Source organism: Janthinobacterium rivuli, from assembly GCF_029690045.1.
Classification (GTDB): Bacteria; Pseudomonadota; Gammaproteobacteria; order Burkholderiales; family Burkholderiaceae_D; genus Janthinobacterium; species Janthinobacterium rivuli.
In genome coordinates this window covers 513,214-528,789 of the sequence record NZ_CP121464.1, presented here as the reverse complement: position 1 = coordinate 528,789, position 15,576 = coordinate 513,214, and the positions used below count along the sequence as shown (strand labels likewise).

General features: G+C 62.4%; 13 protein-coding genes. 4 read left to right on the top strand and 9 right to left on the bottom strand.

Annotation, left to right across the window (positions count from 1 at the left end):
- Positions 1-22: 22 nt before the first annotated feature.
- Positions 23-1,048, bottom strand: coding sequence for a hypothetical protein (locus tag P9875_RS02310; protein WP_278317484.1), 1,026 nt, complete (start codon positions 1,046-1,048; stop codon positions 23-25).
- Positions 1,045-1,809, bottom strand: coding sequence for a hypothetical protein (locus P9875_RS02305; protein WP_278317483.1), 765 nt, complete (start codon positions 1,807-1,809; stop codon positions 1,045-1,047). Before P9875_RS02305 ends, P9875_RS02310 begins: the two co-directional genes overlap by 4 nt.
- A 175-nt stretch (positions 1,810-1,984) precedes the next feature.
- On the opposite strand from P9875_RS02305, the gene P9875_RS02300 reads away from it, so the two are divergent.
- The 4 genes from P9875_RS02300 (at position 1,985) to P9875_RS02285 (ending at position 6,356) form a co-directional block, all read left to right on the top strand.
- On the top strand, positions 1,985-3,373 hold the full coding sequence (locus tag P9875_RS02300; protein ID WP_278317482.1) for a caspase family protein: 1,389 nt from the start codon (positions 1,985-1,987) through the stop codon (positions 3,371-3,373).
- Positions 3,374-3,458: 85 nt separating this feature from the next.
- Positions 3,459-4,280, top strand: a complete 822-nt coding sequence (locus tag P9875_RS02295) for a hypothetical protein (RefSeq protein WP_035823679.1) — start codon at positions 3,459-3,461, stop codon at positions 4,278-4,280.
- A 32-nt stretch (positions 4,281-4,312) separates the two neighbouring features.
- Complete coding sequence (locus P9875_RS02290; protein ID WP_035823676.1) at positions 4,313-5,044, top strand: hypothetical protein; 732 nt, start codon at positions 4,313-4,315, stop codon at positions 5,042-5,044.
- Between the two features lie 46 nt (positions 5,045-5,090).
- On the top strand, positions 5,091-6,356 hold the full coding sequence (locus tag P9875_RS02285; protein ID WP_278317481.1) for a DUF6445 family protein: 1,266 nt from the start codon (positions 5,091-5,093) through the stop codon (positions 6,354-6,356).
- Positions 6,357-6,418: 62 nt separating this feature from the next.
- Here P9875_RS02285 and P9875_RS02280 read toward each other — a convergent pair whose 3' ends face one another.
- From P9875_RS02280 to P9875_RS02250, 7 genes are all read right to left on the bottom strand, one after another.
- Positions 6,419-7,360, bottom strand: a complete 942-nt coding sequence (locus P9875_RS02280; protein ID WP_035823672.1) for a LysR family transcriptional regulator — start codon at positions 7,358-7,360, stop codon at positions 6,419-6,421.
- Positions 7,361-7,494: 134 nt separating this feature from the next.
- On the bottom strand, positions 7,495-8,469 hold the full coding sequence (locus tag P9875_RS02275) for a glycoside hydrolase family 43 protein (protein WP_278317480.1): 975 nt from the start codon (positions 8,467-8,469) through the stop codon (positions 7,495-7,497).
- 4 nt (positions 8,470-8,473) lie between these two features.
- The gene (yjfF, locus tag P9875_RS02270) at positions 8,474-9,448 is read right to left on the bottom strand and encodes a galactofuranose ABC transporter, permease protein YjfF (protein ID WP_099401186.1); all 975 of its coding nucleotides are present in this window, start codon (positions 9,446-9,448) and stop codon (positions 8,474-8,476) included.
- Positions 9,445-10,527, bottom strand: a complete 1,083-nt coding sequence (locus tag P9875_RS02265) for an ABC transporter permease (protein ID WP_278317479.1) — start codon at positions 10,525-10,527, stop codon at positions 9,445-9,447. The genes yjfF and P9875_RS02265 overlap by 4 nt, the downstream gene beginning before the upstream one ends.
- Complete coding sequence (locus tag P9875_RS02260) at positions 10,524-12,065, bottom strand: sugar ABC transporter ATP-binding protein (RefSeq protein ID WP_278317478.1); 1,542 nt, start codon at positions 12,063-12,065, stop codon at positions 10,524-10,526. The genes P9875_RS02265 and P9875_RS02260 overlap by 4 nt, the downstream gene beginning before the upstream one ends.
- Before the next feature lie 9 nt (positions 12,066-12,074).
- Positions 12,075-13,037: an ABC transporter substrate-binding protein gene (locus P9875_RS02255; RefSeq protein ID WP_035823666.1), complete on the bottom strand. Its 963-nt coding sequence runs from the start codon at positions 13,035-13,037 to the stop codon at positions 12,075-12,077.
- 172 nt (positions 13,038-13,209) lie between these two features.
- Positions 13,210-15,567, bottom strand: a complete 2,358-nt coding sequence (locus P9875_RS02250) for a glycoside hydrolase family 127 protein (RefSeq protein WP_278317477.1) — start codon at positions 15,565-15,567, stop codon at positions 13,210-13,212.
- Positions 15,568-15,576: the final 9 nt, after the last annotated feature.

The window sequence follows — 15,576 nt, the reverse complement described above, 5'->3', positions numbered from 1 at the left end:
ATAACTTTCTCTTATTTCGGGGTCAGGGATTGATGACGGCCAGCGGATTGCCCGGTCCCGGTGGCGGCAAGACTTTCTGGCGGTTGCGCGACAGCACGGTGAAGGCACCCAGAGTGTCCGGTCCGGCGACGATTTCCAGCTGCTCGCGCTGCAGCCAGGTGCGGATTTCCGCCTCCGTTGCCTCGGCGCGGAACAGCACGCGCGTGCGCACGCCCGTCTCGACGCCGCTGCCGCCGTTGCGGAACTCCGCATTGCCGACGACGGCGCCCTCTTTCGGCAGGAACAGCCACGCCGATTGCACCACCATCACGCTGGCGGCCACGGCCGTGACGAGCTTCAGCCAGCGGTTTGCATTGGCCGCCTGCATCGGCACCTTCGCTGCTGGCGCGGCGGCATCGGCCGGAGCGATCTGCAATTGCTGCAAACCCTGACGCAGCAATTGCCGGTACGCCACGCGGCCATCCTTGCCCAGCTCGCTCGACAGCGGTGTGCCCGTCAAGGCGTAATCGTCGCCAGGCAAGGCCACGCGGGCGATCACGCCCGGCGCCGCCGTGGCGGCATTCGCGCGGCCATGCCACTCCAGCCAGCGCGCCGCCTGCAGGCGCTCCTGGCTGAACACGCCCAGGCAGGCGCCCAGGTCCGTCACGGCCAGGGTCACGGGCATGTCGCACAGCACCAGGCCCGCGCGCGGGTCGGCGGGCGCGTCGCGCTCTTCGACCACGAGGCCGCAGGCGTCCGCATACGATGCGTCCGGCGTGACGAGCCAGCCGCGCCAGCGCTGCCGCGAGCTGTCCCAGGCGTCGAGCAGCACGGCGCCAAAGCCGGGACGGCGCGCCAGCAAATGAATCTGCCCACCGGCGATGGGCCGCCCGGCCAGCGGCGCCGCATCGCTGCGGCGCGCAAAGCGTTCCATGAGGTGTTCCGGCACGGCAATGCCGCGCCAGTCGGGGGTATCGCCAGCCACGTCCTCATCCAGCAATTCGATGGAAGACGGGGGCGACGGCAGGCGCGCGGCAACGATGGCCAGCGAGGGCGTCAATGCAGTCATGCCGATGGCCTTTCATCAGTGTTCGGTTGGGTGGACGCGGGGTCCATGTGCAGGGATAACGCGGCCACGCACAAGATATCCAAAACTATTTGCGCCGCCTGCATATCGCGCGCAGCCAGGGTGTCGCCCACGCGCAGCTTGAGCAGGTTCAAGACCCAGCTGCCCAGCAAGGTGGCGCGGTGGGCCGGCTCGACGATCTGGCGCCCCGCGCTATTGGCCTCGCCCTTCTGCCTGTGCACCAGGCCCAACTTGCCGCCGTGGTAATGCGCGGAAGCGATCTGTTCGGCCAACTCCTTGACGGGCATGCCGCCGCAGCCACAATGGCGCAGCAGCAAGATCAAGTCGTGCGGCAAGGTCGTAATAAAACTGTCGGCCGCGTCGCGCACCTGCTGTGGCGTCAGCTGATAGTCGCGCAGCGGTTCCGCATACGCGTCGGGCGCGCGCAGCTCGCAGCCTTCTTGGGCATCGGCATCTTCGTCATCGCGCTGCTTGCGCAACTGGTCGATGATGAAGCGCTTGAAGTACAAAAACAGGGCACCGACGTGGTGGGGCGCCGCGTCGCTGTCGCCGTGCAGGACTTTTTCGATGAAGAACTGGTGGCGCAAGTCGGCCAGCGAGTCGCCCAGCGACGCCGCCTCGCGCGGACGGCACGGCGTCAGCGCGGCGATGACGCGCTGGTAAAACTCGCCCAGTTCGCCTTGTGTCAGCTGCTGGCGGCGGGTCCAGAAAGCATGAATCCGTTCAAATTGTTCCGATTGCAAAGCCGGTCCGATCGTGTGTTGGGCGGCACGCGCCACTGGCCGGCGGCGACGTGCAGCGTGCGCTGGCCAGACAAGAGAAACTTGTCAGTAAGGTAAAATGCATTTAAGCAATTTTCTCATATCACAGTAAAAATCGCTAACTTTAGTTACTTTCACGACAATTCCCGAGACGCCGATGCATCGCCTGATCCCCCTGTTTTTCAGCCTGTTCTTTTTACTCTGCGGTAACGTCGTGCAAGCGGCCGTGGGCAACGCCGCCAGCGGTCCCGGCAAGCGCATCGCCCTGGTGATCGGCAACGCGGCCTATCCGCAGCCTCTATTGAATCCCGTGAACGATGCGCGCGCCATGGCCGAGCGCCTGCGCCGCCTGGGCTTTGAAGTGCTGTTGCGCACGGACATCAATGCGCAACAGCTGCAAAAGGCCTCGGCCGAGTTTTCCACGCAGGCGCGCGGCGCCGATATCGCCCTCGTGTTTTACGCGGGCCACGGCGCGCAGGCGGGCGAAGCGAACTATGTGCTGCCGCTGGGCGCCAACATGAATGCGCTCAGTGCGGCCGCCATCGCCGCCCAGGGCGTGTCCGTTTCCAGCCTGGCGGGCGATTTGCAGCGCACGGGCGCGCGCGGCGCCGTGCTGATCCTCGACGCTTGCCGCCAGGAATATACTCGGGGCGGCGCCGTGGTGGTCCCCGGCGGCAATGCGGCCAGCCACGGCTTTGCCGACACGCAAGCGCCACGCGGCGTGGTGATCGCCTATTCGGCCGGGCCCGGCGCCCTGGCGCGCGATTTCTGGTCGCCCGATTCGCGCAACAGTCCCTACACGAGCGCCCTGCTCGATGCACTCGACGCGCCGGGCTTGCCCATGAGCGACGTGTTTTCGCAAGTGGCGGCCAGGGTTGCCGCCATGACGCACGACGTGCAAAAGCCCCGCGTGTCGTTTGGCGAAACGTCGGCGCGCCTGGTACTGAACATGGGCAGCGGCAAGGGCGTCAGCCAGGCAACGCCGGGCGTGCTGGCCAGCGCGCAGGGTGGCGTGCGCGCACCGGTCCCGGCGCCTGCCCCAGCGGTGGAAAAGCCGGCCGCACCGGGCGTCAAGGTGTGGCCAGGCAATGTGCTGCAAGACATCAACTATGAAATCCGCATGCAGATCGCGGCCCGCCCGTTTCCCCGCCAGCAACTGGAAAAGCGCGCACGGGGCGGCGATCTGGTGGCGCTGACGGCCCTCGGCTATGGCATCGGCAGCGGCGATGCTGGAATAAAACAGCCGAAGGCGGGCATGCAGTGGCTGGAAAAGGCGGCCGCCAAGGACTTTCCGATTGCCCAGACCTATCTGGCGGAATTGCTGATGGTCAAGGGCGATCCCGCTTCGCTGAAACGGGCCGGCGTGCTGCTGGACGCGGCATCGCAGGCGGGCTACAGCCCCGCCCATGCGTATAAATTCGACCTGGCCCGGCGCACGGGCGCGCCGCCGCAGGATGCGGCCCGGCATTTGCAGGATGCCTTCATGGGCTTGATGAAGGATTACCAGGGCGCCGCCAAGGACATGATGCAGCCGCCAAAAAAATAATTCAAAATAATTTTAGATTTCCCTGAACTGCCCCCGTTATCCGTGGGTACATGCAATAGAGCATGACAGTGACCAGGGAAATCTCATGCAAACATCCAGCCCAGCAACATTCACCACCGGCCAGCGTGGCCGCATCCTCGCCTACCAGCCAAGCGGACAGGGTTCCGTCAGCGTGGCCGGCATTCAACATGCGTTCGACGTGGCCACGCACTGGCGCTCGGACGTGGCGCCCGCCATCAACGCCGTCGTCGACGTGCGCTTCGATGACGCCGGCAGCCTCGCCACCGTCAGCGCCGTGGCGACGCAGCAACTGGCGCAGGAAGAAATGGCCGGCGCGGCGAAACTGGCGCGCGAAAAAAGCCAGCAGCTGTGGGGCCAGGCCGTCTCCGCCCTGGGCATCAAGGTGCTGGCCAGCCTCGGCGTCCTGATCGCCGGCGCCTTTGTCTTCAACACCATCGGCATCCGTTTGTTCGCCTCCGTCTCGCGCACCTACTGGCAGTTGCTGGGCTTGTCCGCCGACAGCCTGGAAAGCTTTGCCCGCGATGGCGGCGGCGGTTTTACGTCCGCACAATTTTTCTTCCTGCTGGCCATCGGCGCCTGCTGCGCCACCATGGTTAGCAAGCACCCGAAAGCGGCGCTGGGCAAGTGCGCGCCCCTGTTGTTCATCGTCATCCACAGCAGCTTGCTGTTCATCAAGATCAAGGGCGCCGTCAGCGACGCGGGCAACGCCATGGGCGGCATCATGGGCAGCCGCGCGGCCCGCATGGCCGAGCAGATGGCCAGCGAAATGCTGGGACAAGTGTGGCAAGGACTCTCTTTTGGCATCGGTTTTTACCTGGTGCTGGCGTCTGCCATCGTCCTGGCCGCGTACGGCGTCGGCGAATACAAACGTAAAACCATCGGCTAAGCCACCTCCACACATTTATTGAAGGAAATATCATGAACCGTACCCTCCCTGCCCTGCTCGCCATCGCCGTCTTGCTGTCCGCCTGCGGCAAGCCCTCCGACAATGCAACGCCGGCCGCCTCGGCGCCCGCCACCAGCGTGGCCGATATGGCCGCCAAGGCGCAAGTCAAAGCGGCTGCCGCCAGCCTGCCGCAAGCGGACGCTGCCACGCCAGCGTCCAGCTATGTTGACATCACCAGCGGCCACCAGTTGATGTACAGCTACCTCGCCCTGTCCGGCGTGCCGCCCGACTATGCGGCCGTGGCGCAACGCATCTCGCGCGAATATGCGGGCAGCAACGACGCCTTCCGCAAGCAGGAACTGCTCGACGCCCTGAAACCGCAGATCGACGCCAAGGTCAATGAGGCCAAGACGAAGCGCTACCTGCGCTACCAGATCAATGGCCAGGGCGCGCTGTCGCCGTACGCGATGGACAAGGCCGCCTTCCCCGCCAAGTTCGCCGACGCGGGCACGTATTACTACATGTACGACAACGGCGACTACAAGCTGGCGTTCACGAATGGCGACGGTTATTCGCTGCTGAAAGTGGACCAGGAGGCGGCGCGCAAGATCGAGGCGGCGCGCAGCGGCTACAAGGACTTCGCCATCGTCGTGTATGCCTATGCCCAGGAAGCGGACATGGCCAGCAACCAGGTCAAGGCGCAGATCGTCAAGGTGGCGATCAAGCTGAACGGGGAAGAAATTCTCGTCAGCCAGGCACGGTAGAACGGGCTCGGTTACACTGTTCGCCACATTGCATCGGAATAGTGACATGGGCGAACAGACACTGGCGGAACAACATCTGGCAAACGGGCAAGGGCTGCAGCAGCAAGGCAAGCTGATCGAGGCGATCAACGCCTACCAGGCCGCGTATAAACTGAACCCGGCCCTGGCCGAAGCACAACATTTCCAGGGCCTGGCGATGCTGGAGCTGGGCCAGGGCGCCATCGGCCTGGGCCTCATCAAACTGTCGCTCAAGCAACAGCCCGACAACGCCCTGTTCCACTACAACCTCGGTAACGTGCTGCGCGGTACGGACAACGAGGCGGCGCTGGCCAGCTACGCCACGGCAGCGCGGCTGGCGCCGCATGAACATGATTTCGCGATCAGCCATGCCGAATTGCTGATGGGAAAACAGCGGCTGGCGGACACCATCGCCGAACTGGAACGGGCTCACGCCCTGCGTCCGCAGCGCTGGCAAACGCTGCAGGGACTGGCCGAGCTGTATTACCGCACGGGACAGCAGGAACTGGCCTTGCAACGCTACGCGCAAGGCCTGGCGCTGCATCCGGCGCTGGCGCAAACGTGCCGCATCGGCTTTGCCAGCCCCGGCACGGAAAACACGGAGCGGCTGACCAAGCCCGACGTGCCGGCAAGCCTGCACGACTTCCTGCGCGAAACGGATTTGCACATCCTCGACGATTTCCTGCCCGATCCCGCCGCCTGGCGCGCGCAGGCGCTGGCGTTGCCGTTCGAACAGCAGCGCTATGCGGGGCAAAACTATCCGGGCAGCCAGACGGCGGGCCAGCCCAGCCAGGCCATCATGGAGCGCATCGCCACGACGCTGGGCCGCCCCATCCGTTTCATCTCGCCCGACAACGGCTCGTATCGCCTCAGCTATGCGGACGCGATGGCGCGCACGGATATCCACGTGGACAATGAGACGGGCAACAATTTCAATTTCTATGCGGGCGTGCTGTATCTGAATCCACCCGAGCAGTGCCAGGGCGGCACCACCTTCTGGCGCCACCAGCCCAGCGGCTGGTACCGGAGGTTGCCCGAGGCAGACGTGAAAGCGGGCGGCTACGCCAGCTTCAAGGATTTCCAGAAACGCTGGCTGCCGAACAGCAAAGTACAGAAATTCAACGAATTGCAGGAGCAACGCGACAGTTGGCAAGCGCTGCTGGAAGTGCCGATGCGCCACAACCGCCTGATCGTGTACAAGGGACATTACTTTCACTCGATCAGCAATGTGTTTGGCGACACGCCGGAGAATGGGCGGTTGGTGCAGCTGTTTTTCTTTGAAGTACCGGATTGAACCCCAAAAGCAAGATCCGGGGCCGTACCCTGAGGGTACGACCCCAGCATTTGCCGTTGGGTTTAATACATATCCGCCGCCGTGGCCCGCACAGCTTTCAACAGCATATCCGCCCCCGGCGACAGCAAATGATCCTGCTGGCGGATGATGCCGAACGCATCCATCTTGCACGGCAGCTCGATGGGCAGGATGCTCAGCACGTTCAACGATTCGTAGTAATGCGCCACTTCCGTCGGCATCACGTGTAGGGAATCCGTCTGCTGCAGCAAGGATGTGATCAGGAGCAAGGCGGTGGTGTCGACCACGTCGACGGGCGGCTCCAGGCTGGCGCGGCGGAACATCATGTCGAAGCGGTGGCGCAGGATGCTGCCTTGCGGCGGCAATATCCACGGCTGGCCAGCCAGGTCTTTCAATTGCAGATTCTTGCGCGACAGCAGCGGATGGCCATTGCGCGCCACGGCGCTGGCCGGCTCTTCCGTCAATTCCTCGTAGATCAGGCCCGCGCTGCTTTCCTTTTCCAGGATGCGCCCGATCATGAAATCAAGCGTGCCGTGCTGCAGCATGTCCATCAAGGTATTGCTGTGCTCCAGGTGCACGCCGATGCGCATCAGCGGCGCCTGCTGCTTGATGCGGGCAATCGCGCGCGGCAGCAAGGCCATGGCCGGCGTCATGATGACGCCCACTTCCACCTGACCCGTCAGGCCTGATTTGAGCGCGACGATGTCGTCATGCGCCAGCGACAAGCTCGTCAGGGCCATGCGCGCGTGACGTATCATCGTCTCGCCGTAGATCGTCGGCTCCATGCCGCGCGGCAGCCTGTCGAACAGGCGCACGTCCAGCATCTCTTCCAGGTCCTTGATTTGCTTGGACGCGGCCGGCTGCGTCATGTGCAATTCTTCCGCCGCGCGGTGAATGTTGCGCTGCTCGTCAAGGGCGATCAACAACAGCAATTGCCGCGTCTTCAGGCGGGCTCGCAAGAACCAGTTGGGGTTGAGGGTATCCATGAATAAATCATATCATGATCGATATCGGATACTGATGGATATCGATATTGTTGATATCGGTGTGTCTCCTTTTTTACAATTCAAAAACCCAAGAGCAAAGGCTGGGGTCAGACCCGGCGGGTCTGACCCCGGTACTAACCTGCCTTGCAGGCGGCGCTGGGGTTGGGTGCCGGGCCAGCCGTTTGATCGATGAATGCGATAGTGCCGTCGGGCTTGTATTTCAGCTCTTCCACGGCCACGGAACGCCGGTATTCTCCGCCGCCGGGCAACTTGTCGTTGTGATAGAAGATGTAGGACTTGCCGTTGAATTCGATGATGGCCTGGTGGATGGTTTTCACGACGGCGTTCTTGTCCATGATGGTGCCGCGGAAATGCCAGGGACCGGTCGGTGTCGGTCCCGTCGAATACGCCGTCTCCTCGGGGAAATTGCGCGAATACGACAAATAATACGTACCGGCATGCTTGTGCATATAGGCCGCTTCCGTGAACGCATCCATGCCGAAGGTCAATATCGGGCCGTCCAGCTCCGTCATGTTGGCTTTCAGCTTGGCGTATTTCAAGACCGTATTGCCCCAATAAATGTAGGCCTGGCCATCCGTGTCGATGAAGACGGCCGGATCGATATCGTCCCAGGGAATCGCCGTCTGCTTCGTCATGTCGTTCGTGATCAGGGCGCTGCCGCGCGCGTCGACGAACGGGCCCGTCGGGCTGTCGGACACGGCCACGCCGATGGCTTTGCCGGGGATTGTTTTATGGTCGACGGTGGAGTAAAAATAATACTTGCTGCCGCGCTTGACGATATCGCCGGCCCACGCATCCTTGCCGGCCCAGGCGAAGGTGGAAAAGCGCACGGGCGAGCCGTGATCCGTCCAGTTCGCCATATCGCACGAGGAATACACGCGCCACTCGTGCATGCGGTAATCCGTATCCGTGGCGCTCGCTTCATCGTGGCCCACGTACAGGTACACCCTGCCATTGTCGACCAGCGCGGCCGGGTCGCCCGTGTAGATGTTTTTCACGATGGGGTTGGCCGCCGGCGCGTTGACTGCAATACAGGCGAGCGCCGCCGCCATGCCGATGGCTGCGGCAAGTTTGCTTTTCTTAAACATGGTATTAACTCCGATTGGTATTCTTCTGGCCCATGGCCATCAGTCTTTGCACGACGCAAAAGACGAACAGCAAGCCGCCGATGACGATCTTGGTCCACCACGAGCTGAGCGTGCCGTCGAAGGCGATCAGGGTCTGGATGGTGCCCAGCACCAGCACGCCCGACAGCGCGCCCGCCACATAGCCGTAGCCGCCGCTGAGCAGGGTGCCGCCGATGACGACGGCGGCAATCGCGTCCAGTTCCGTGCCTTGCGCATGCAAGCCATAGCCGGACAGCATGTAGAACGAAAACAGCACGCCGCCCAGCGCGGCGCAAAAACCGCTGAAGGCGTAAATGAACACCTTGGTGCGGCCCACGGGCAGCCCCATCATCAGGGCCGACTGTTCATTGCCGCCAATCGCATACACGGCGCGGCCGAACGGCGTGGCATGCGCCAGCCAGATGGCCAGCAGCAACGTCATCACGGCGATCACCACGCCCGGTGAAACGAAACCGCCCAGGAACCCCAATTGCGTCTGCGACATGGCGACGAACAGCGGGTCATCGATGGTGATGGAATTGATGCTGATCAGATAGCACAGCCCGCGCGCCAGAAACATGCCGGCCAGGGTAACGATGAAGGGCTGCAATTTGAAATAATGGATCAGCGCGCCCATGCTGGCGCCAAAGACGGTGCCCAGCGCCAGCACGGTGACGATCACCAGCAGCGGCGGCCAGTGCGCCACGTTGAGCAGCCAGGCGGCGATCATGGTCGACAGGGCCAGCACGGAACCGACGGACAAATCGATGCCGCCGGAGACGATGACAAAAGTCATGCCGACGGCGATCACCAGCAAAAAGGCGTTATCGATCAACAGGTTAAAGATCACTTGCGTCGACAGCAGGCCCGGATAGGCGGCGCCGCCGAGGCCCAGCATCACCACCAGCAGCAGGACCGTGACGAGCGAGGTGAAATACGGGGTGTGCAGCAAACCCTTCATGCTTTTCTCCGATGCAGCAATTGCTTGAATTCCGACGATTGCGACAGGCAGACGAGGAAGACGACGACCGACTTGACGACCATGTTGACTTCCGGCGGCACGCCCAGCGAATAGATCGTGTAGGTCAGGGTCTGGATGATGAGCGCGCCGATCATGCTGCCCACGAGACTGAACTTGCCGCCGGCCAGGGACGTACCGCCCAGGGTGACGGCCAGGATGGCGTCGAGTTCCAGCATCAGGCCTGCATTGTTCGCGTCGGCGCTCTTGATGTTCGAGCTGATCATCAGGCCCGACAGGCCCGCGCAGGCGGCGCAAAAGACGTAGACGAAAAAGATCAGGGTCGCCGTCTTGATGCCGGCCAGGCGCGCGGCGACGGGGTTGATGCCAACGGCCTGGATGAACAGGCCCAGGGCCGTCTTGCGCATCAACACGGCCGTGATGATGAACACGGCAGCGACGAGAAACAGCGAGAACGGCAAGCCGAACAGGTAGCCGCTGCCGATGAAAAAGTACGGCTGGTAGTAGACGGTGACGATCTGGCCATCCGTCAGCAATTGCGCCAGGCCACGCCCCGCCACCATCAGGATCAGGGTGGCGACGATGGGCTGCAAACCCAGGCCCGCCACCAGCACGCCATTCCAGGCGCCGCACAGCAAAGCCGCGCCCAGGGCGGCGGCCAGGGCCCAGCCCATGGGGATATTGCTGACGTAGGTCGGCACGCCGTTGTCCATCACCATGGTGCCGCCGATCAGCATGGCGGCCACGGTGCCGGACAGGGCCACGACGGCGCCCACGGAAATATCGATGCCGCGCGTGGCGATCACCAGGGTCATGCCCAGCGCCGCCAGCATCAGGGGCGCGGCGCGGTTGACGATGTCGATCACGCTGCCGTACAGGTGGCCGTCGCGGATTTCCAGGTGGAAAAAGCCGGGGATGGCAAAGAAATCGACCAGCAGCAGCAAGAACAGCGCGGCCAGGGGCCGGCTCAAAGGATGGTGTAAAACGGTATGCAAGGCGGACGTACCCGTAGTGGAAGCCGGACGCGCCAGTGGCGCGTTCGATGGCGTGGATAAACTCATGTGGCGTCTCCGGCGATCACTTGCAGCACGGAGCTGTCGTCCAGCTCGCCGCGCGCATAGTCGCCGCAGGCCTTGCGGTCGCGCATGACCAGGATACGATCGCTGCAGCGCAGCACTTCCGGCAACTCCGACGAGATGAACAAAATCGCCATGCCCTTGCGGCACAGTTTGCTCACATAGCTCATGATTTCCTGCTTGGCGCGCACGTCGATGCCGCGCGTCGGTTCGTCTAAAATCAGCATGGCCGGCGAGGTCACCAGCCAGCGCGCCAGCAAGGCTTTCTGTTGATTGCCGCCCGACAGGCTGCCAATCGGCGTTTCGATGCTGGCCGTCTTGATGCCCAGCGCTTTGACGTACTCGTCGGCCAGCGCCTGCTGGCGTTTGAACGGGATGGCGCGCAGCAAGCCCGTGCGGGCCTGCAAGGCCAAGATGATGTTTTCGCGCACGGACAGCGACAAAATCGCGCCCTCGTGCTTGCGGTCTTCCGAGCAAAAGCCGATATCCCGGGCAATCGCATCGCGCGGCACGTTGAACTGGCGTATCTTGCCTTGCATGACAATGCTGCCGGAATCGGCCTTGTCGGCGCCGAACAGCAAACGCGCCAGTTCCGTGCGGCCCGAACCGAGCAAACCGGCCAGGCCCAGCAATTCGCCCTGGCGGATGTGGAAATCCATGGGCAGCAAGGCGCCCTTGCGGCCCAGTCCCTGCGCTTCAAGCACAGTCGGACCAAAGCTGGCGGCGCCCGCTTCTTGCGCCAGATCCAGCGTTTGTTCCTGCGTGTCGGCCGCCACGCCGATCATTTTATTCACCAGCGCCAGGCGCGACAGCTCGCTGCATGCATACTCTCCCTCGCGCTCGCCATTGCGCATGACGGTGATGCGGTCGGAAATGGCGTAGGTCTGGTCGAGGAAGTGGGTCACAAACAGAATCGCCATGCCCTGCTCGCGCAGGCGGCGCAGCACGGAAAACAGCAGATTGACTTCCGCCTCGTCCAGGCTGGACGTGGGTTCGTCAAGGATCAGCACGCGGGCCGAAATGTTCAGCGCGCGCGAAATGGCCACCATCTGCTGGATGGCCAGCGGAAAGCTGGACAATTGCGCCGTGACATCGATATCGATCTGCAACTGCTGCAGCAAGGCACGCGCCTGCTGCTGCATGGAACGCCAATCGATCGCACCGAAGCGGCGCGGGTAGCGGCCGATAAAAATGTTTTCCGCCACCGACAGGTTCGGGCACAGATTGACTTCCTGGTACACGGTGCTGATGCCGAGCAACTGCGCATCCGAGGTGGATGCGGGGGCGATGGGTTTGCCATCGAGCAGAATCTGGCCGCTGTCGGGCGTGTAGACGCCCGTCAGCACCTTGATCAGCGTCGATTTCCCGGCGCCGTTCTGCCCCATCAGGGTGTGCACTTCGCCCGGATACAGTCGCAGGGCAACGTCACTGAGGGCTTTGACGCCAGGAAAGGACTTGCTGATGCCGCGCAACTCCAGCAAGGGAGCTGGCGCGGCGTTGTGTTGCGCTTGCGTCTTCATCATGCGGCAAGCTTAGTACTTACGGTTCGGGAATTCCTTGGCGGCCACCTCGGCAGGGAACACGCCTTCCACCGTCGTGATGCGCGCTGGCACGGGTTTACCGGCCACGACATCGCGGGCAATCGACATCAGTTGCGGGCCCAGCAGCGGGCTGCATTCCACGGTGACGTTCAGCTTGCCGGCGATCATGGCTTCGAACGCGCCTTTGACGCCATCGATCGAGATGATGATGATGTCCTTGCCCGGTTTCATGCCCGCTTCTTCGATGGCCTGGATGGCGCCGATGGCCATGTCGTCATTGTGCGCGTACAGCACGTTGATCTTCTTGCCCTCGGCCTTCAGGAACGCTTCCATCACTTCCTTGCCCTTGGCGCGCGTAAAGTCGCCCGTTTGCGAACGAATGATCTTCAGCTTCGGGTTCTTGCCGATGACTTCCTGGAAACCTTCCTTGCGGTCGATGGCTGGCGCCGAACCAACCGTGCCTTGCAGCTCGACGATGTTCAGTTGCGCGTCCGGGGTTTTCTTGGCGTGCTCGAGCAGCCATTGGCCGGCGCGGCGGCCCTCTTCCACGAAATCGGAACCGATAAAGGTCACGTACAGCGATTTGTCGGCCACGTTGACGGCGCGGTCCGTCAGGATGACGGGAATCTTGGCAGCCTTGGCTTCGCGCAAGACGGTATCCCAGCCGGACTCAACGACCGGCGAGAAGGCGATCACGTCGACTTTTTGCGCGATGAACGAGCGCAGCGCCTTGACCTGGTTTTCCTGCTTTTGCTGCGCATCGGCAAATTTCAGGGTGACGCCATCTTTCTTGGCCGCATCCTTGATGGAGACGGTATTGGCGGTGCGCCATTCGCTTTCGGCGCCCACCTGCGAAAAGCCCATGACGAGGGGCTTGGCGGCGAAAGCGGAAGAAGTAGCGGACAGTGCGAGCAGCATGGCGCTGGCGAGGAGTGTGCGGCGTGTCAATTTCATTCTTGTCTCCAGTTTTTTTGGAATACCATCACAGCCGGATGCCGGATGGGCGGTTTTTTATGAACCCATGGTAGGAGAAAGCAACATAGCCATCCAATCAATTCTTTTTCGCTTGCGATACCGATTTGCGTATCAGTAGAACAAGCAAAGCCCAGCAAAGTCGCCTCTTCCCTCAGCGCAGCAGGCGCAAGCCGTACAGGCCGCCCGCCACGGAATCCTTGCCGGCGACAAATTTCACGGTCAATTTGCCCTTGGCGGCCGCTACCAACGCCGCAGGCACGGCAATATCGACCGTATGCAGCTCTTGCGGCGCATCGGCCGCCACGGCGACTGCTTCAACCTTGACCCCGTTGAGCAAGACGTCGAAGACGCGGCCCGCATCCAAGGTGGACAGGGTCAGGCGCAATATCTTCGCTTCGGCTTGCGGATCGCTCAGTTCATAGCTGAACCAGCCTGTGGCGTGGCGCCAATGCCTGCCCTTGTTGACACCGTTTTCTCCACCTTCGGCCTGGAAGAAATGATCGGATTCCGGCTGCTGTTGTCCCGGCGCCACTTGGTCGATGGTTTGCGCATCGAGCGCCAGCCGCTGCGCTTCGGCTTGCCGTGTGGTTTCCTGCAGCTGCGCCAGCCTGGCCGGCGTGGACACGGGCCAGTACAGCATGTAGCGAGAGTCATGCAGGCGGAAGAACGGGATCAGTTTGATCTTCGCCGCATCCTTGCCCTGGATCAGCCCGGGCGCCGTAAACGTCAGCGGCTGGCCCTTCACGGGGCGGATTCTGCGCATGAAATCCTTCTCATCGCTGACGAACAGCGGTGACGATTCCAGCGGACACACTTGCCCCTGCGCGATATGCCCCATGCGCGAGTCGTCGGCAAAATAGTTCAAGGCTTCGTTGGCGAACGGCTGCGTCCTGGCCGCCAGCACGATGGGGCCATGCAGCACGGCATAGTAATTCGACTGGTTCGGCATCTGTTCCAGACGCGTCGTCATGGGTAGCGTGACATCGACGGTGTCGCCGGACTTCCAGGCCCGCGTAATCGTCACATAGTCGCCCGGTGCGCCGTTCACACGTGTGGCCTTGCCATTGAGTTTGACGCGCAGCTTGCCCTTGGCTACCCACTGGGGATAGCGTATCTTCATGCTGAAGGTTTTATTTCCCTGCACTTTGATGCGCGTCGTGTCCTGGTCGGGAAACTGGGTCGATTGCACAATCTTGACGCCCTGCTCTACCCAGTCCAGGGTGGACGCCATGAACAGGTTCACGTACAGGGCGTCGCCGTCATGCGCATAGATGAACTCGCCATACTTGGCCTGGCTTTCGATGCCGGAACCCACGCAGCACCACATGCCCTTGTCCACTTGCGAATATACGCGGTAGTGGTTCGGGCGCATGGGCGTGAAATACACGAAGCCGCCCGTGCCCGGGCGCTGCGACGACAGGATATGGTTGTACAGGGCGCGCTCATAGTAATCCGCGTAGCGCACTTGCTCGTCACGCTTGAACAGTTGCTCGGTGAGCTTGAGCATATTGTAGGTATTGCAGGTTTCCGGCCCTTCGACCTCTTCCACCATCGACGAAAAATCGTGCTCGTCGTGGAAATGCTCCTTGACGCTATTGCCGCCGATGGCCACCGTGCGCTTGTCGTGCACGGTTTGCCAAAAGAATTGCGCCGCCTGCTGCCAGTCGTGCCGGCCCGTCAGCGCACCGATGCGCTCGAAACCGATCACCTTCGGAATTTGCGTATTCGCATGCAAGCCCGTCAGCTTGTCCTGTTGCTCCACCAGCGGCTGCAATACCGCCTGGTGCGAGAAGCGCACGGCCAGGTCCATGTAGCGCTGGTCACCCGTCATCGTGTAGACGTCGGCCAGCACTTCGTTCATGCCGCCGTGCTCGGCGCGCAGCATGGCTTGCATCTGCTCATCGCTCAAGGACCCCGACAGTTTCACGGCCCAGTCCGACAAGGCGATCAGCATGCTCCTTGCCTCGGCATTGCCGGCATACTGATACGCGTCGCGCAAGCCTGCAAACACCTTGTGCAGGTTGTACCACGGCACCCATTTACCGTTGACGGAGAAGGTGTCCGCCTGCAACTCTCCCTTGGCGATGGCTTGCCAGGCCGCATTGCCATCGGGGATGCCGCCCAGATAACCATTGCCATTGGCGTCCTGGCATTTCTTCAGTTCCGCCACCACATAGTTCAGGCGTTCGCGCGCCTGCGCGTCGCCCGTGGACGCCACCATCAGCGCCAGCGCGGACACATAATGCCCGCCCATGTGGCCATCGAGCCCCGTCGCTTCCCAGTTGCCATAGCTGGACTGGATTTGCGGCAAGCCCGCCTCGCGGCGAAACGGCGCCAGTAATTTGTCCGGTTCGAAGGCCAGCAGATAGTGCAAGTCCGTCGTTTGCGCGTCCAGGAATGGGCCCGCTTTCAAGCGCACGGACGAGAGGGGAAACAGCTCGGCTGCCTGCAGGATAGGCGTGGCAAGGCCGCTGGCGGCCAGCGCCAGCGTCAACAAGGTCTTGTGCATGGCGCGCCC

Coding starts and splice junctions, on each gene's coding strand:
- P9875_RS02295 (WP_035823679.1), top strand. CDS start 3,459: ATGCAAACATCCAGCCCAGCAACATTCACCACCGGCCAGCGTGGCCGC.
- P9875_RS02275 (WP_278317480.1), bottom strand. CDS start 8,469: ATGTTTAAGAAAAGCAAACTTGCCGCAGCCATCGGCATGGCGGCGGCG.
- P9875_RS02310 (WP_278317484.1), bottom strand. CDS start 1,048: ATGACTGCATTGACGCCCTCGCTGGCCATCGTTGCCGCGCGCCTGCCG.
- P9875_RS02255 (WP_035823666.1), bottom strand. CDS start 13,037: ATGAAATTGACACGCCGCACACTCCTCGCCAGCGCCATGCTGCTCGCA.
- P9875_RS02280 (WP_035823672.1), bottom strand. CDS start 7,360: ATGGATACCCTCAACCCCAACTGGTTCTTGCGAGCCCGCCTGAAGACG.
- P9875_RS02285 (WP_278317481.1), top strand. CDS start 5,091: ATGGGCGAACAGACACTGGCGGAACAACATCTGGCAAACGGGCAAGGG.
- P9875_RS02250 (WP_278317477.1), bottom strand. CDS start 15,567: ATGCACAAGACCTTGTTGACGCTGGCGCTGGCCGCCAGCGGCCTTGCC.
- P9875_RS02265 (WP_278317479.1), bottom strand. CDS start 10,527: ATGAGTTTATCCACGCCATCGAACGCGCCACTGGCGCGTCCGGCTTCC.
- P9875_RS02290 (WP_035823676.1), top strand. CDS start 4,313: ATGAACCGTACCCTCCCTGCCCTGCTCGCCATCGCCGTCTTGCTGTCC.
- P9875_RS02300 (WP_278317482.1), top strand. CDS start 1,985: ATGCATCGCCTGATCCCCCTGTTTTTCAGCCTGTTCTTTTTACTCTGC.
- yjfF (WP_099401186.1), bottom strand. CDS start 9,448: ATGAAGGGTTTGCTGCACACCCCGTATTTCACCTCGCTCGTCACGGTC.
- P9875_RS02260 (WP_278317478.1), bottom strand. CDS start 12,065: ATGATGAAGACGCAAGCGCAACACAACGCCGCGCCAGCTCCCTTGCTG.